This window comes from Plantactinospora sp. CA-294935 (genome assembly GCF_050936445.1).
Classification (GTDB): domain Bacteria; phylum Actinomycetota; class Actinomycetes; order Mycobacteriales; family Micromonosporaceae; genus Plantactinospora.
In genome coordinates, this window is the sequence record NZ_JBNJMU010000001.1 from 5,388,331 (window position 1) to 5,405,843 (window position 17,513).

Below are 17,513 nucleotides of genomic sequence, written 5' to 3' on the forward strand. Positions count from 1 at the left end.
CATTCCGGTGCGCTACCTGGCCGAGGCACCCGCGGTGCTGTACCAGCCGGGCCGCCCCAGGACGTGGACTACCAGCACGCCTACCAGACGAAGGTGCGCGCCAACCGCAAAGAGACGCCTCGGTCGCCGGGGCTGTGCTCCGACACCTGGTCTGCGAAGAACACCGCCGTCAACCGCGCCTTCGTCAGCGTCCGTGACGACACATCATCCAGGGCCGCAAGCCGCTCAATGTCATCGACGACGCGGTCAAGGCCTGGCGCTCGGCGGTGGGTGACGGTGTCGCATCGAGTATCAGGATCAGTCGCAGCAGGCCGGCGGTCCTCGCTGAGTCTCAGGCCGTGACCGGGCGGACGGTGTCGCGAATGACCAGGTGGGTCCCGAGCATCACCTGATCGCCGACCGCGTCGTCACGGCCGCGACGCAACGCCAGCCGCACGGCGGTACGGCCGAGTTCGTCGTGCGGCAGGTGTGTCGTGGTGAGGCCGATGTCGGCGGCCGGCGGCAGGTCGTCGTACCCGATCAGGGAGATGTCGTCGGGGATGCGCAAACCGTGCTCGAGTAGCGCCTGGCGTGCCCCGGCGGCCATCAGATCGTTGGCTGCGAACACCGCCGTGAAGTCGAGCTTCGCCCGCAGCCGCTCACGCATCAGGTGGTACCCCTGACGTCGCTCCAACCCATCACCCTCGACCTCGAGGAATGGATCGTGCGTGACCCCGAAGGACGCGAGTGCCGCCCGGTAGCCGGCGATCCGCCCCTCCGAGGTCGTGTAGCCGGCCCGGTGGCCGAGGTAGAGGATGCGGCGGTGCCCGGCTGACAGCAGGTGGCTGGTGGCGGCGTGGGCACCACCGGTGTTGTCGTACTCCACCACGATCGCCGGGACGTCGCGACCGATGGGCGGCCGTCCGCAGAGGACGAGCTGGGATCCGGCCGCCGCGAGCGCGCTGGCGTATTCGGTCATGCGCTGGCGGTACTCGTCGTTGTCGACCACGTTGCCGACGAGGATGACCGCCTCGGCGTGCTCCTCGAGCATCAGCTTGACAGCGGCCAGTTCCCGTCGCAGTTCGCCGCCGGTGGTGCTGATCAGGCAGAGCCGGCCCTCCAGCGCGGCCTGGGTCTCCACCGCCTGCGCCACGTGCGCGTAGAACGGCGACACGACCGAGTTCAACACGATCGCCACGTTCTTCGTGCTGATCCCGGCCAGCGCCCGGGCATGTGAGTTGGCGACGTAGTTGAGATCGCGCACCGCTCGCATCACGCGCGAGCGGGTCGCCGGGGCGCTCGGATACGTTCCGCCGAGAATCCGCGACACCGTGGCGATCGACACGCCGGCGGCCGCCGCCACATCGCGGATGGTGGCCCGACGGCGCTGGCCCTCCGGCGGGGCGGCACGGCGCGGCATAGGGCCTCCTGATGAAACAAGTGGTGTAACCGCTTACACTGATTCTTCCTGCGGTTCGGCCACCGTGTCAACTCCGCCGTGGTCAGGCGGCCACACAACGGTGCGGCCGTCCGCAGTTGTGCGTACCCACGTGGGCGTCGTATCCGGGCCGTCACCGAGTCGCAGCGTCACCGTGTCGCCGCCCGGGAGCCGGACCATCACCCGTGTTCCTGTGACGTCGAGGACGTCTGCGGTCCGCGAGTCGTCTGATGGCGCCGCGAACAACGCGACGAGGCTGACGTAGACCGCAGTGCCGCCAGGATGGTCGGCGGTGACGAACGGGGTCGCCGCGTGCGCGCCGAACGCGGAGGCGTCGGTGGCGCGGGCCACGCCTGCGGTGGTGAAGCCGTGCAGCGCCCGGACGAGCCCGGTGAGCCCGTCCGGGCGGCGAACCAGGGCGTGGTGGCCGCGGGTCTGGACGGACGGCGGTTCGGCGCCGGAGATCGCGTAGCCGCCGTCGCGAACCCGGTGGCCGGCGGGAGCGTCGACGACGTGCACCCGGATCTCGTACCCCCCATCGACGATCGAGGCGGTGCTGACCCGGACCGGCCCGTCGCGGAAGCGGGAGGCGGCGAACCGGTCGTGGACACCGATGCGTTCGATCCGCCGCCGTTCCGCCGCCGTCCCGTCGGGTGCGGTGACGGTCAGCTGGCCGTCGACGGGGTCGGTGCCGAGCAGCGGACCAGTGTGGGAGCTGTACCCGAGTCGGGTGTAGTGCGGATCGGGCCCAGGGCTGTCGCTGGGGCGTCCGGCGCGGTCGCTGCCGTGGTTGACCAGCCGGACGATCCCGTCGGCCTGGGTGCCGTGCAGCAACCAGCCCGGTGCGGGCAGCGCCACGACGTGATCGCCGGTGTCGATCGGCGCCGGCTGCTCCACCTCTGCCCAGACAGGATGGTCGGCGGGCAGCAGCAACCCGAGGAACCCCTTCGACGCCCAGTACGGCGACGCCGGCCCGGAGTAGCTCTGAGTGGTGGGTAGGAACTCGTCGTACCAGCCGAGCGTCAGCAGGCCCCGGTGGTCGGGTGCGCCGCGTTCGACGAAGTGCCGCAGCACCCCGCTGGCGATGCGCCGGGTGAGACCGGGCGGGAGGGGAGTGTCGCCGGTCAGGGCGCCGAGCCACAGCGGCGCGACGGTGGCGAACCGGTACGTGAGTGAGCGGCCCTGGTGCAGCGGCGCCCCGTCGGCGGCGAAGAAGTGCTGGTACTGGTCGAGAAATTGGCGCAGCCGGTCGGCGTACCGCCTTCCGCGCCCGGTGTCGCCGGACATCCGTGCCCACAGCACCGGGTACAGCAGCATCGCCCAGCCGCAGTAGTAGTCGAAGTTCTGGCCGGCGCCGTCGCTGTACCAGCCGTCACCGGCGTACCACGTCTCGATTCGGTCCAACCCGCCGGTGATCTCGGCCGGGTCGTGCGGCCCACCGGCGTTGGCGAGGAACTGCTCGACGATCACCTGGAACAGCACCCAGTTGGAGTCGGGTGTACGTTTACCGACGAATCCGGCCAGCCAGCCGAGGACGCGGTCCCGGGCGGTGGGGGAGAGTTGGTCGAAGATCCACGGTCGGGTCTCGTGCAGCGCCACCGCGATCGAGGCCGCCTCGACGAGTTGCTGCGACATGTCGGCCAGGGCCGGCCAGGCGTAGGGGTGGTCGGGGTCGGTGCCGGCGATCAGGCCACGGGTGTAGCGGTCGACGAGGTCCGCCGGTGGCTCGTCGGCGCTGCCGCCGCCGGCGATCCGGAAGGCGGCGAGCAGGAACGTGCGCGCGTATCCCTCCAGCCCGTCGCTGACCGGTCCGGACCGGCTCGTCCGTCCGGGCAGCCGGTACTGCGCGAAATCCCTTGACGCGTAGGGCGTCACGGACGCGAGCAGGTGGTCGCCGACGGCCACCCAGTGCTCGCGGGTCCACCCGGTGACGGGCGACAGCCGCCGGTCCGGCGACGGCAACTCGATCAAGATCGACGCTCCTCGTTCACGCAAATCCAGACGTCGAGGCCGGGTCCGCACGCCCGGATCGGCCGGTGGGCCCGCCGCCGCAGAGGACCGGCCGCTGTCCTCGTGACCCGCAACGGGCTCTTCGTGTCGGCCCGCTGTCGATCGCCATATCGGTCATCGGCGGACCGCGCTGTCGCTGCGGCAACTCTGCGGCGAGCCGACGGCTGGAAACGGTTACTAACCGCATATGCAGCAAACACCATCACCCAGACGGTGTCAACCCGCTGATTCCCCCGGATTCGCGGAACTTGACGTGCCTCCGTCGCCGTGGTGCCATCGATAAAGGTAAAACGGTTCCGTCCTCCGGTGTCGTCACCACACCACCCGACGCTGTCGCCAGCGTCGACCTGGCCGTGCACCGGACCGTCCACCCCCATGAAAGAAGGCAGGAGGCCTTCCCGTGTACACCACACATCGATGGAGACCGATCAAGCTCGTTGCTGGCGTCTCCGCTGTCGCCGTCGTCGCCACGCTGACCGTCGCTCCGTCGCAGGCGACCACGGCTGCCCCGGGCAACGTCCCGGCCGCCGCCGCCCGCCCGATGGAGAACCTGGGCCGCGGGGTCGTCGCGGTGCGTTCCAGCAGTTCGCAGGTGCTGGTCAGTTGGCGTCTGCTCGGCCTGGACCCCGACGGCATCGCGTTCAACGTCTACCGGTCGTCGGCCGGCGGCAGCTATCAGAAACTGAACGCGACCCCGCTGACCGGCGGCACGAACTACGTCGACTCGTCGGCGAATCTGGCCCAGCGCAACGAGTACCGCGTGCGCCCGGTCGTCAACGGTGTGGAGGGTGCGGCCAGCGGGTCGTTCCTGCTGGCCGCCAACCGGGCGGTGGAACCGGTCGTCCGGGTGCCGTTGCGGGCGGGTGGCGCCATCAAGTTCGTCTGGGTCGGTGACCTGACCGGCGACGGTGAGTACGACTACGTGGTCGACCGGCAGACCAGCCCGCAGAAGATCGAGGCGTACCGCAACGACGGTACGTTCCTGTGGCAGGTCGACATGGGTCCGAACAGCACCAACCAGGACAACATCGAACCCGGTTCCGCCACGATCGACGTCGGCCACAACGACGGCGTCACGGTGTACGACCTCGACAGCGACGGACGGGCCGAGGTCGCGGTACGCATCGCGAACGGTGTCACCTTCGGCAACGGCACCCGGTTCACCAACTCCGACAACAACCGACAGTTCATCGCGATCCTCGACGGCGCCACCGGCGCACCCCGCGCCACCGCCGCGGTGCCCACCGACTACCTTGCCGACGGACCGATGGCCGCCCGGTTCGGGGTCGGCTACCTCGACGGGGTCAACCCGAGTCTCGTCGCCTACATGAAGAACCGCATCGGAAGCGGCGCCTTCAACCTCATGATCACGGCCTGGCGGTTCACCGGCACCGCCGTGACCCAGCAGTGGAAGTGGTTGCGCGGCAACCAGAACGCGCCTGACGGCCACAACACCCGCATCGTCGACGTGGACGGCGACGGCCGCGACGAAGTCGCCGAGATCGGCTTTGTCCTCAACGGCAACGGCACCTTGCGCTACAGCCTCGGCTCGCAGGGCGTCGTGCACGGCGACCGGTTCCACATCGCCAAGATGGACCCGAACCGGGTCGGGTTGCAGGGCTACGGCGTGCAGCAGAGCAACCCGAGCGGGCTGCGCGAGTACTACTACGACGCGAACACCGGCCAGATCATCTGGCGGCACACCGCGTCCGGTCTCGCCGACGTCGGACGCGGCATGGCGGGCGACATCGACCCCCGCCACCCCGGCATGGAGGTCTGGTCGTTCTCCGGCGTCTACAACGCGCCCGCCAACCGGCTCGCCGAACCCAACACCTCGCTCGCGCCGTGGCCACACCTCGGCCTGTGGTGGGACGGTGACCTCACCATGGAACTGTTCAACGACGGCAAGTTCGAGAAGTGGAACCCGAACGCCCCGACCGCGAGCAACAGCCTGCCGCGGCTGCTCACCGCCGGATCGTACGGCGCGGTCAACGCCGCCGGCGTCAACCCCGCCCACTACGGCGACATCCTCGGTGACTGGCGGGAGGAGGTCGTCCTCCGCAACGCCGCCTCCACCGAGCTGATCATCTTCACCACCAACCAGCCCACGAACACCCGGCTGTACACGCTGGCGCACAACCCGGCGTACCGGAACAGCATGACGCTCAAGGGCTACCTGCAGTCCCACCACGTCGACTACTACCTCGGCTCCGGAATGGCCCCGCCACCTCGTCCGAACATCTCCTACGCGGGCGCCTGACGCCGCGTAGTGCCGACGTTCGCAGCGGCCCGGCGCGCAACCCCGCGCGCTGGGCCGCCAGCGCGCGCCCGGTGCTCGACGTCGCTCCTGCGGCTTTGCTGCCGTTCGGGACCGGTGTGCGGCGATGGCCGGATGGCGTGCAGAGTGACCTCCGACACTGGGCTGCCTCGCCGTCGCCATGGCGACCCCGGATGCACCCCTGCCAGGATGTTCCCGGGGCCTGACCGACCCCTGGGCCGGTGGGCGGTCGACAGGTACGCGGAGGCTTGCTGGATGGGGGACGGCAAGAGTGGTACGACTGGCATCGCCGCTACGCCGTGACCGTCGCCACCGCCGTCGACGGCGTCTTCGGCGGCGCCTCTCAGTGACGCAGACACTCGCGCGGGTCGATCGGCACCGGGCGATTGGAGGATCCTCAGACCATGGACAACGCCCCTCAGATCACCTCTGAGCGCAACGCGCCACCAGCCGCCTTGGTGATCTTCGGTGCGTCGGGTGACCTCACCCGGCGCAAGCTGATTCCGGCGGTTGCCAGTCTCGCCCGCCACCATCGGCTGCCCCGCGAGTTCGCGCTGGTCGGCGTCGCGCGCACGGCGATGAGCGACGAGCGGTTCGCCGCCTCCGCACTCAACGGGCACGGCCTGGGTGACCATCCGCAACTCGAGGGCGGAATCAGGTACGTATCCGGTAACTACGACGATCCGGACACCTACCAGCGCCTCGCCGAGTTGCTCGACAAGCTCGACGCCGAGCGCGGCACCGCCGGCAACCGCCTGTTCTACCTGTCGACTCCCGCCGAGGCGTTCGAGCCGGTCATCGAGGGCCTCGCGGGTGCCGGCCTGAACCGCGCCCGGGAGGGCTCGTTCGCCCGACTGGTGATCGAGAAACCGTACGGTCGCGACCTCGCTACCGCCCGTGAGCTGGACGCGATCGTGCACTCCAGTTTCGACGAGCCCCAGGTCTTCCGGATCGACCACTACCTGGGCAAGGACACTGTCCAGAACGTGATCGCGCTGCGCTTCGCCAACTCGATCTTCCAACCGATCTGGGACCGTAGCTGGGTCGACCACGTGCAGATCACCGTTGCGGAGACCCTTGGTGTCGGCACTCGCGGCGGGTTCTACGAGAGCGCCGGGGCGATGCGGGACATCGTGCAGAATCACGTGCTCCAGGTGCTCGCGCTCGCGCTGATGGAGCCGCCGGCCTCGTTCGACGCGGAGGGGCTGCGCAACGAGAAGGTGAAGCTGCTCCAGGCGATCCGGCTGCCCACCGACCGGGACATCGCCGACCTGGCCGTTCGTGGTCAGTACACCCGCGGCGGTACCCGCGACGATCTGATGGCCGGTTACCGTGACGAGCCCGGTGTCGACCCGTTGTCGCGGACCGAAACGTACGCGGCGATGCGGCTCAACGTCGACAACTGGCGCTGGGCCGGGGTGCCGTTCTACGTGCGCACCGGTAAGCGGTTGCCGGCGCGGGTCACCGAGGTCGCATTGCAGTTCCAGCGGCCCCCACACCTGCCGATTCCGACCGACCAGCTCACCGAGCTGGACGCCGACGCGCTGATCCTGCGTATCCAGCCCAACGAGGGCATCTCGCTGCGGTTCGGCGCCAAGGTACCCGGCCACTCGTTCCGGGTACGCACGGCGAGTATGGATTTCTCGTACGACAGGACGTTCCGCGAGGAGTCCCCGGAGGCGTACGAGCGGCTGCTGCTCGACGCGCTGCTGGGCGACCCGACGCTGTTCATCCGTACCGACGAGGTCGAACAGTGCTGGCGGATCGTGGACCCGATCATCGAACACTGGGCCAAGGATCGATCCCCCATTCCCACGTACGAGGCCGCCTCCTGGGGGCCGACCGACGCCGACCGCTTGATAGGGCGCAGCGGCCGTAGGTGGCGCAACGATGTGGGCGACTTCTGACACCAGTTCGGCTGCGCGGGCTCGTGATGCTGTCCACAGCTCGGGCGGTGCGGCCTTCGCTCAACCCGTGAGAGTTGCCAGGTCGAGAACGGGGTGGGATCTTACCGCCGGATCGGGCGCGAGCCCCGCCGCGAAATACGCGCTTGCGGTCAACTGGTCACGGCTCAGATTCGGAGGCGTGGCATGATACGCGGGTGGCAGGCAGTCAGCAGGGTGGGGCAGGGGGCCGCCTCGTCACCAGTCTTGGTACCTCGATAGTGACTGGGAAACTGGCGCCGGGCGAGGATCTTGACCCGGTCGAGTTGGGGCGGCAGTTCGGGGTCAGCCGGACGGTCATCCGTGAGGCACTGCAGGTATTGACGGCAAAGGGATTGGTCGGGGCCCGACCGCGCCGTGGCACGTTCGTGGCTCCGCGCCGGCAATGGAACCTGCTCGATCCAGATGTGTTGCGCTGGCGGTTCGACCGGGCAGTGGACGCGACATTCCTGGCCGAACTGGGAGAGGTGCGGTTGATGGTGGAGCCGATGGCGGCGTCGCTGGCCGCAGAACGGCGCACCGATCGGGATCTGGCCGACCTCGAGGACGCTCTGGCTGCCCTGCGTGTCTCCATCGGTCCGGACGCGACTGCTCAGGCCGAGGCCGACCTGGCGTTTCATACCGCGCTGCTGGACGCCGCGCACAACGAACTGCTCACGGGTATGGCGACGGTGATCGAGGTCGGCATGCGGCTCCGCGACCACTACACGCACGGCAGCCTGGATAGCGCAGCCGTGGACTTGCACGCGCGGGTGTTGCTGGCTGTGCGCAACCAGCGTCCCAAGGCAGCCGCGACCGCGATGCGAAACCTTATCGAAAAGTCCATCGCCGACACGGAGTCAGCGGCCTCGACGCATACGAGCGATGTCCTGACCGACGGCTGATCGGATCGACAGCCTCCGGCAGGGTTGGCTCCGCCGTTCTCGGGGCCGTCGGCGTCCAGTCCATTGCCTCGGTTCATGGTCGCGCCGCCCGAGTCGGCGGCTGGTCACGTCCATGGTCGTGGTGTAGAAGACGACCATCAGGAGATCCGGTGTTGATCTTATGCGGCGATGGGCATGGGTGGGTTGTTGGTGTCGTCGGTTCCGTCGGTGTCGATGCTGGTCAGGCGTGCGCGGTTGAGTAGTTCCAGGCCCATGTAGCGGCGGGTTTCGGTCCACTCGTCGGTTTGCTCGGCCAGGACGGCGCCGACGAGGCGGATGATCGCGGCCCGGTTGGGGAAGATGCCGACGACGTCGGTGCGGCGGCGGATCTCCTTGTTCAATCGTTCCTGTGGGTTGTTCGACCAGATTTGCCGCCAGATTTCTCGTGGGTAGGCGGTGAACGCGAGGAGGTCGTCGCGGGCGGTGTCGAGGTGGTCGGCGGCGGTGGGGAATCGCTGTTCGATCGTTTCGACCACTCGGGTGTACTGGTCGCGGACCGAGTCGGCATCGGGCTGGTCGAAGATGGTGCGGACCAGGGTCGCCACCCATGGCTGTGCTGTCTTGGGGACCTTGGTCAGCAGGTTGCGTAGGTAGTGGGTGCGGCAGCGTTGCCATCCGGCGCCTGGGAGGGCGGCGCCGATCGCGGCGACGAGGCCGCGGTGGGCATCGGAGATGACGAGTTTGACCCCGGACAGGCCCCGAGCGGTCAGCGAGCGCAGGAAGGCGAGCCAGCCGGCGCCGTCCTCGTCGGATGCGATGTCCAGGCCGAGGACCTCCCGGCCGCCGTCGGCGTTGACGCCGACCGCGATCAGGGCGTGTACGTTCACCGTCCGTCCGGCCTCGCGGACCTTCACCGTGAGGGCGTCGGCCCAGACGAAGGTGTAGTGGCCGCTGTCGAGGGGCCGGTTACGAAACGCCTCCACCTGAGCGTCCAGGTGCGCCGCCATCTGCGACACCTGCGACTTCGACAGCTGCTTGACCCCGAGTTGCTCGACCAGCTTCTCGACCCGGCGGGTCGAGACGCCGAGTAGGTAGGAGGTGGCCACGACCGAGACGAGTGCCTGTTCGGCCCGGCGGCGGTGGTGCAGCAGCCAGTCCGGGAAGTACGAACCCTGGCGTAGCTTCGGGATCGCCAGCTCCATCGTTCCGGCCCGGGTGTCCCACTCCCGGCTCCGGTAGCCGTTGCGGGAGTTGACGCGTTCGTCGCTGCGTTGTCCGTACGGTGCGCCGCAGATCGCGTCCGCCTCGGCGGACATCAACGCCTCCGCGAACGTCTTCACCATGTCTCGTAGCAGGTCCGGTGACGCCGACGCGAGGTGCTCACGAAGGAAGCCGGCAGGGTCGGTAGGCTCGGGTACGGCCATCGTGGTGCTCTCCTTTGATCTTGACTTAGCCGTCTCAAAGGATCTTCACGATGGCCGTCTTCTACTCCACGACACGCCCGCTACCAGGCATGTCGTACACCACTCCCATGGACGCAACCCGGCGGCTCCGTGCTTGAGACGGCTACAGTGAGCCGGCGGGGGTTCCGGTACTTATGCCCGTGACGGTGTCGTTGGTTTCAGGGTTGATCGATTCGTAGTCAGGGGTGACGCCGTTGCTGAGCAGGGTGCTGGTGAACTTGTAGGTTGCGGTTTCCCCTTGTCTCCGTCCAGGACGGGAGCGCGTGTTGGTCCGCCCGTTCGATCTTGAGGAGATCGTTCCCGAGGCCGCCGGTGGACCGCCGGGGCGGCGCCGGCCGCCGGGCAACTCGGCGCAGGGTTTGGCAGCGACCCTCATCGCCGATTACACCGCACGTACCACGGCCTGGCTGCCCTCGGCCGCGATCGTGGCCTTGCTGGGTGAGTTTGGCGTGACCAGTGGCGCCGCCCGCACGTCCATCAGTAGGCTGGCTCGCCGCGGAGTGCTGGAGGGCAGCCGGGACGGACGGTACAGCTCGTATCGGCTCACCAGGGATGCCGCGACCGACTTGTCCAATGGCGGTACTGCGATCGCTGCCACCGGCGTCGACTCCGACCCGTGGGATGGTTTCTGGACGATCGTCATCTTCTCCATGCCGGAGCAGGAGAGTACGCGGCGGCGGGCGTTGCGGGAACACTTACGCTGGAACGGCTACGCGCCGCTGTACGACGGGGTGTGGATCTCGCCGTATCCCATGTCACCCCAACTGCGAGCGCAGGTGGCTGCCGCGGCGCTTGGCGCGGTGACGGTGTTCCGTGCGCAGCGCGTGGATCTGGAGGCGGATGCTGATCGGAGGCCCGTTGATGCCTGGGATCTGCCGGGCATCGCGAAGGAGTACGAGGCATTCATCGATCGGTGGACTCCGCTGCTGTCCCGGATTTCCGCCGGCGCGGTGAGGGGAGCCGCGGCGGTACGGGCCCGCACGGAGGTGATGAACCTCTACCGCCGCTTTCCGGTGCTGGATCCGATGCTGCCCATCGACCTGCTGCCGCCCGACTGGCCGCGCCGGCGTGCCCAGGAGGTCTTCGTCGCGATCTACGACGGACTCCTCGAACCGGCGCAGGAACACGTCCGTGGCGTGGTGTCCCGCGTCGCGGGAAGGCCGTGCCCCGAGGTTCAGGCGCACACGGTCGCGCAGATGGCGGCCGGAACGAGGGACGAGCCGGACCACTGAGTGGGCGCCCCCAGGCGTCGATGGCCGCCGCTACCTGACCGCGCGCGTCAGCCCCTGCCGATGAGCAGGGAGATCGAGGCCGCTTGTGCGGGAATCCGGTACCGCGGCAGGACGCCGGGCCCACAGGTCGCGGTACCGACGCCGGCCTGCAGCAGGTCGATCGAGATGTGGGTCCGACCGTCGGATTCGAGTTCGAAGTGGTGCCGGGCGGAGGCGATGGCCTGCCTGCCCCACGGTGCGGTGGTGAGCGCGAACGGCCGGTCGAGTGTACTCAGGCGCACGGCACCGGCGCTGGTACGTATGGTCGCCTGGCGGACCTCCAGGCGTGCTCCGTTCTCCTGCGGACGCACGTGGTCGACGATGAGTTCGTGAGCGTCGAGCCGCCACCAGCCGAACCGGGCGGCCGCGTCGTTGTCCGGCATCGACGGCATAGGGCCACGTCCGGCGATGTCGACGCCCAGCGGCACGGCGTCGATGGTGAGGTCGAGTCCGAGCCGGGCCCACTCGACCGACCAGGTCCCACGCGGCTCGAACGACGCGTCGAGAACCACCGTGCCCTCTTCCACCGGAGTCCAGCGCAACACCGTGTCGATCGCCTCGTCGAAGATTGGCGGCGCCGCGCGCAGGCGCAGGATCACCGCCTGGTCGGTCACCTCCCGTGCGATCAACCGGAGCTGCATGCGGTCGTAACCGGCCTCGTGCCACCGATCGGCGTAGGACGGACGGTCCCACTCGTCGGATCCGCGGAACCGGTCGTTGTCGACCGGCGCGCGCCAGATACCGACCTTCAGTCCGTCGACGGGCAGGCCGGCGAGTTCGATCAGGTCGCCGGTGATCGCGTCGAACCGCGCGGGCCCTGCGGTGTCGGCCGTGGCTGCACCGGTGGCGACGGGGCGCGCGGGCACAGCGGTGCGCACGTCCTGCCCGGAGGAGACGATGTGTCCCGCTACCGCCCACTCGGTGTCGGCGGAGAGCGCGGCCTCGACGGTGAGCACGTCCGCGACATCGAACCTGTGCGGCTCCCGGGCCGTCTCCGGCAGAGCGACGGTCGTGGACGTGCGCGGGTGGGCCTTCACGTCGATGACGCTGGACGCCACATCCTTCCCGTCGACGGTGCGCCGCCAGCGCACGACGAGGTGGCTCAGGTCGAGGAAGTCGTACCGGTTGACAACCTCGACCTCGTCGCGGCGGGGTCCGACGGCCAGCTGCACGGGGGCGATGACGGCCGCGTAGTGCAGCAGGCCCGGGCGCGGTTCACGGTCGACGCTCACCAGGCCGTCGATGACGAAGTTACCGTCGTGGACCTGCTCGCCGAAGTCGCCGCCGTACAGGATGCGCCGCCGCCCGTCGTCGCCGGTGACGGCGATGCCGTGTTCGATCCACTCCCAGACGAAGCCACCGGCGATGCGGGAGTACCGCTCGAACAGGTCCCAGTATTCGGCGACCCCGCCCGGGCCGTTGCCCATCGCATGCGCGAACTCGCATTGGATGAAGGGCAACGTCCGGCGGTGCAGCTCCGCCGCGGTCGCATCGTGCGGCGCCGGCCGCAGTGTCTCCTCGCCGATCTGGCGTACCTCGTCGTGTGAGGCGTACATGCGTGAGTAGACGTCGACGTAGCGGCTCGACCGGTCGCCCTCGTAGTGGACCAGGCGCGACGGGTCGAACTCCTTGACCCACCGGGCCATCGCCTCGAGGTTGAGCCCGGTGCCGGCCTCGTTGCCGAGCGACCAGAACAGCACGCTCGCGTGGTTCTTGTCGCGGTGCACCGTGCGTCGTATCCGGTCGAGGAACGCCTCCCGCCATCGCGGATCGTCGGACGGGTTGTTCCGCCAGGCGACACTGGCGAAGCCGTGCGTTTCGAGGTCGCACTCGTCGATGAGATAGAGGCCCAGTTCGTCGGCCAGCTCGATGACCTCGGGGTGTGGTGGGTAGTGCGAGGTCCGTACGGCGTTGATGTTGTGTCGCTTCATCAGGACCAGTTCGTCGCGGGCCACGGTGCGGTCGAAGACGCGGCCGTGTTCGGGTCGGTGTTCGTGGCGGTTGACGCCGCGGAGCATGAGCGGACGGCCGTTGAGGTGCAGGACGGTGTCGCAGACCTCGACGCGTCGGAATCCGAGGCGCAGCCGGACCGATTCGCACGTGGTGCGGACCTCGGCGTCGTAGAGGAAGGGCTCCTCGGCCGACCACGGTGTCACCTTGCCAACGGCGACGCGGCCCGCGGCCACGGCATCGACACGCAGCGCGGGGATGAGGACCTGCGCCCGCCTCGTGGAGGTGACACGGATGTCGAGGTGACCCTGTCCGGTCGCGGCGTCGTAGTCGGCCACGCAGAAGATGTCGTCGATGCCGCCGTCCGGGCGGGCCAGCAGGGTGACCGAGCGGAAGATGCCCGGTAGCCACCACATGTCCTGGTCTTCGAGGTAGGACGCATCGCTGAACTGCGCGACGCGAACGGCGAGCCGGTTCTCGCCGTCGCGTAGCGCGTCACTGACGTCGAACTCGTGGGTGAGCCGGCTGCCGCGGGTCGTTCCGAGGAGTACCCCGTTGAGACAGACCTCGGCGGCCGACTCGATGCCGTCGAACCGCAGCAGCCGGCGGCGGTGTGCGAGGACGGCGGCGTCCGGGACGAAGTCCAGGCGGTAGTCGCCGATCGGATTCTCGTCCGGCGGATGCGGCGGGTCCAGCGGGAAGGGCATCCGCACGTTGGTGTAGCTGGGACGGCCATGGCCCTGCAGGTTCCAGTGCCCCGGGACCTCGATGTCGCTCCAGCCGTCATCGTCCGCGTCGGTCGGGTCGGACGCGGCATGGCGCAGGCCCGGCCACACTCTGAAGCGCCACCGCCCGTCGAAGACCTGGGCCGGCGCGTCCGTGCGCAACCACGCCCGCGGCCCGGTCGAACCCCGTCCCGGACTGAAGCTGGCAATCTCCATGGTGCTCCTCACCGCCTCGGCCAAGGACTCATCCCTTCACTCCGGAGCTGACCACGCCGCGGATGAAGTAGCGCTGTGCGACCAGGAAGATGACCAGGACCGGTATGACGTAGAACGTGGCGGCGGCCGCCTGCACGGTCTCGTCGGGATTGCCGTGCGGGTCGAGGTAGAAGGCGGCGATGGCTACGGACAGCGTCGTCTGGTCGGGGCCTAGGAACAGGGCCGGCGCGATCCAGTCGCCCCAGATCCAGGTGAACGAGATCAGGAAGGAGGTCAGCAGCGCGGGCCGGGACAGCGGCAGGAAGATCTGGAGAAAGATGCGACCGTACCCGCATCCGTCGATGATGGCCGCGTCCTCCAGTTCGGCGGGGATGCCGGCGAAGAACTGGCGGAAGAGGAACACCAGGTACGGTGAGGCGGCCAGGCCCCACAACACCCAGGGCCAGTACGTGTTGACCAGCCCGATCCGCGCGAAGAGCACGTAGGTCGGGATCAGGGTGAGGATCTGCGGCAGCATCATCGTCGACAGCAGCAGGACGAACAGCGGGCGCTTGCCGGGCCCGCGCAGCCGGGCGAAGCCGAAGCCCACCGCGGCGCTGGAGAACGTCACGAGCGCGGCGTAGAGGAACGAGAGAAACAGCGAGTTGCCCAGGTACGCCGGGAAGTTGATCTCGGTGAGCGCCGCCGTGAAGTTGTCCCAGCGGGGCGCTTCCGGGAAGATTCTCGGCGGGATCGCGACCCACTCCGCCTTGCTCTTGAGAGCGGCCAGGACGAGCCAGAAGAACGGTCCGGCGAAGACCACCGCCAGGCTCATCAGCACCACGTACATACCGGCGGCGCTGGCCCGGCTGCACGCGGCGGGCCGGCGTGCCGCCGTGGTGCGTGCGGGCGCCGGCGGCGGGGCCACTGGTGCGGGCGTGGTGGTGGTCATCGGTCCGCCTCACTATCGACCTCGTAGTGCACCCACAACCGGCTGGACCGTTGCACCAGGAGCGTGATCAGCAGGATCACCGCGAAGAACGCCCAGAGCATGGCGGAGCCGTAGCCGTAGCGGTTGTTGGCGAAGTACTCCTGATACACCTGCACCATGTACAGGTGGGTGCTCTCCGGAACCTCGGCCACCCTGCCGATCTGGCTTGTCTGGGCCAGCAGCAGCGGTTGGATGACGATCTGGACCGCGGCGATGACACCGGTCACCACCTGGAAATAGAGGACCGGCGAGATGATCGGTACGGTGACGTGGCGGAAGACCTCCCACCGGCTCGCGCCGTCGACGAGCGCGGCCTCCTCCAACTCGGCCGGCACGCCTTGCAGGGCGGCGAGCATGATGACCATTCCGCCGCCGAGTCCCCAGAGGGCGAGGATGATCAGGGCGTAGAACGCGTACGGGTCGACCAGCCAGGCGACGGGGCCGACGCTGATCTTCTCCAGGACGGCGTTGAGGATGCCCGCATCCCGATTGAAGATCAGTTTCCACATGATGGCCATGGCCACGACCGGGACCACCGACGGTAGAAAGAAGATCGTGCGGAACAGGCCGACCGCCTTCAGTCGCCGGTTGAGTAGCACCGCCAGGGCGAGCCCGCCGGCCACCGTGAGCGGTACCGTGACCGCCGTGTACGCGAGCGTGCGGACCAGGCTGGCGATGGCGTCCGTGTCCCGTACGAGCTCGGAGTAGTTGCGCAGCCCGACCCAGCGCCATCGTGAGCTGACGCCGTTGAAGTTGGTCAGGCTGATCGCGAACGCATAGCCGAGCGGAAGCGCGGTGAGCAGCGCGAAGCCGAGGATCCAGGGCGAGATGAACAGGTAGAAGGTCCGGCTGGAGTAGCGCGACCAGGTGCGCCGCCCCGGTCGTCCCGCTCTCTCGGGTGCGATGGCGGCCACTAGCCGATCTGGTCCTTACCCTGCTTCAGCAGCTTGTTTACCTCGTCGGTGATCGCCCTGCCGGCGGCCTCGACGGTGATCTCGTTCTTGATCGCCCGCTGGAGATGCTTGCTCAGCACGGGATCCCAGCCGCCGGCGCCGCCGATGTACGGCGAGTCCGGCAGTTGCCCGGCGTACTGCAGCTCCGCCTGCGCGGTCTGATAGGCCTGTTTCTGGTACGGCAGTTCCTGCGGCATCAGCGGAAGCTGTGACTTGAGGCCCGGTATGCCCCAGCCGCTCTTGGCGCGCTCCACCGACGGCGGCCCCGCCATGAAGTACTCCATCAGCTTCCAGGCTTCGTTCTTGTGCGTGGCGTTGGTCGGGATGTAGGCGCCCCAGCCCGCATACGTCGGGCTGACCCGCTTGTCGCCCATGACGGGTGCGGGCGCCATCGCCACGTTGTTCTTGATTTCGTCGGACTCCTTGGCGAAGTTGCCGCCGTACCAGTAGCCGTCCTGCGTGATCGCCATCCGCTTGCCCAGGAACAGCGACAGGTCGGCTCCGTCCGGCGCGGGGTCGAGCACGCTGGGACCCACGCCGGCCCGGGCGAAGTCGACGTACCACCGCAGCGCCCGCACGGCCTGCGGCGTGGTCATGTCGGTCTCGGTCAGGTCGGCGTTGTACACCTGGCCGCCCTGCTGGAGGATCATCATCGAGATCGGCGCCCACAGGTTCCACGCCCACTCCACGCCGAGACCGTAGACCTGCGTCTTGCCGCCACTCTTCTGGGTCAGCTTCTTGGCGATCTCGAGCAACTCGTCGTACGAGACCGGCTCTGTCGTGCTCAGCGGAGGAATCCTGGCCTGCTCGAACAGCGCCTTGTTGTACCAGAGTGTCGCGTCCTGGCTCCAGTCCTTGGCAAGGCCGTAGTACGGGCCCTGGCCGATACGTTTGCCGTCCCACCGGAAGCTGTCGTTGACCGGGAGCAGATCCTCCTTCTTCAGCACCGTGCTCTTGTCGAGATACGGGTCCAGTTCGGTGGCCAGGCCCTGGGCGTTGCCCGCCGCACTGCCCACCGCCGCCCCACGTACGAAGTCGGGTGGCTCGTTGGAGGCGAGCATCGCGTTGAGTCGGGTCCCGTCGTACTCGATGAAGTTGATATTTATGCCAGGGTTCTTCGCTTCGAAGTCGGCGATGTGCTCCTTGGTCAGCTCGTTGTTCTTGTACATCACGGTGAGCGTCACGGCATTGCCGTCGGTTGAGCTGTCCGGGCCGGCGTCGCACGCCGCGAGCAGCGGCGCGGTCACCACTCCGCCAATGGCGAGAGCGGACCCGGCAAGGAAGCGACGGCGGTTGATGCCTCTGTCGAGCATCGGAGTTCTCCTTTCGGTTGGGGGCGAGGGTTCGGAAGCGTTCACAGTTTTCGATCCGGCCCTGACGTGTGTCAATAGTCGTTCCGGCAGTCCAAGAATTGTTATACGTGCGGTCGGGCGACCCCTGTCCCGGTGACCGGG

General features: G+C 68.4%; 11 protein-coding genes. 4 read left to right on the top strand and 7 right to left on the bottom strand.

Annotation, left to right across the window (positions count from 1 at the left end):
* Window positions 1-331: 331 nt before the first annotated feature.
* Complete coding sequence (locus tag ACQEVC_RS24150) at window positions 332-1,399, bottom strand: LacI family DNA-binding transcriptional regulator (RefSeq protein WP_432881402.1); 1,068 nt, start codon at window positions 1,397-1,399, stop codon at window positions 332-334.
* A gap of 33 nt (window positions 1,400-1,432) precedes the next feature.
* Window positions 1,433-3,388, bottom strand: coding sequence for a DUF2264 domain-containing protein (locus ACQEVC_RS24155; protein WP_432881404.1), 1,956 nt, complete (start codon window positions 3,386-3,388; stop codon window positions 1,433-1,435).
* A 439-nt stretch (window positions 3,389-3,827) separates the two neighbouring features.
* On the opposite strand from ACQEVC_RS24155, the gene ACQEVC_RS24160 reads away from it, so the two are divergent.
* From ACQEVC_RS24160 to ACQEVC_RS24170, 3 genes are all read left to right on the top strand, one after another.
* On the top strand, window positions 3,828-5,687 hold the full coding sequence (locus ACQEVC_RS24160; RefSeq protein ID WP_432881407.1) for a hypothetical protein: 1,860 nt from the start codon (window positions 3,828-3,830) through the stop codon (window positions 5,685-5,687).
* 422 nt (window positions 5,688-6,109) lie between these two features.
* Entirely contained in the window at window positions 6,110-7,612 is a 1,503-nt protein-coding gene (gene zwf / locus ACQEVC_RS24165; RefSeq protein ID WP_432881410.1) for a glucose-6-phosphate dehydrogenase, read from the top strand.
* A gap of 194 nt (window positions 7,613-7,806) precedes the next feature.
* A complete protein-coding gene (locus ACQEVC_RS24170) occupies window positions 7,807-8,532 on the top strand; it encodes a FadR/GntR family transcriptional regulator (protein WP_432881412.1) in 726 nt (241 codons plus the stop codon).
* 158 nt (window positions 8,533-8,690) lie between these two features.
* Here ACQEVC_RS24170 and ACQEVC_RS24175 read toward each other — a convergent pair whose 3' ends face one another.
* Complete coding sequence (locus ACQEVC_RS24175; protein ID WP_432881414.1) at window positions 8,691-9,935, bottom strand: IS256 family transposase; 1,245 nt, start codon at window positions 9,933-9,935, stop codon at window positions 8,691-8,693.
* Between the two features lie 305 nt (window positions 9,936-10,240).
* On the opposite strand from ACQEVC_RS24175, the gene ACQEVC_RS24180 reads away from it, so the two are divergent.
* The gene (locus tag ACQEVC_RS24180) at window positions 10,241-11,206 is read left to right on the top strand and encodes a PaaX family transcriptional regulator (RefSeq protein WP_432881417.1); all 966 of its coding nucleotides are present in this window, start codon (window positions 10,241-10,243) and stop codon (window positions 11,204-11,206) included.
* Between the two features lie 47 nt (window positions 11,207-11,253).
* On the opposite strand, the gene ACQEVC_RS24185 is transcribed toward ACQEVC_RS24180, so the two are convergent.
* The 4 genes from ACQEVC_RS24185 to ACQEVC_RS24200 are packed head-to-tail and all read right to left on the bottom strand — an operon-like array spanning window position 11,254 to window position 17,306.
* On the bottom strand, window positions 11,254-14,136 hold the full coding sequence (locus tag ACQEVC_RS24185) for a glycoside hydrolase family 2 TIM barrel-domain containing protein (RefSeq protein WP_432881419.1): 2,883 nt from the start codon (window positions 14,134-14,136) through the stop codon (window positions 11,254-11,256).
* A 28-nt stretch (window positions 14,137-14,164) separates the two neighbouring features.
* Window positions 14,165-15,067 carry a carbohydrate ABC transporter permease gene (locus tag ACQEVC_RS24190; protein WP_432881422.1) on the bottom strand — a complete coding sequence of 301 codons (903 nt, stop codon included), beginning with the start codon at window positions 15,065-15,067 and terminating at the stop codon, window positions 14,165-14,167.
* Entirely contained in the window at window positions 15,064-16,020 is a 957-nt protein-coding gene (locus ACQEVC_RS24195) for a carbohydrate ABC transporter permease (RefSeq protein ID WP_432881425.1), read from the bottom strand. Before ACQEVC_RS24195 ends, ACQEVC_RS24190 begins: the two co-directional genes overlap by 4 nt.
* Entirely contained in the window at window positions 16,020-17,306 is a 1,287-nt protein-coding gene (locus tag ACQEVC_RS24200) for an ABC transporter substrate-binding protein (protein ID WP_432881428.1), read from the bottom strand. The genes ACQEVC_RS24195 and ACQEVC_RS24200 overlap by 1 nt, the downstream gene beginning before the upstream one ends.
* Window positions 17,307-17,513: the final 207 nt, after the last annotated feature.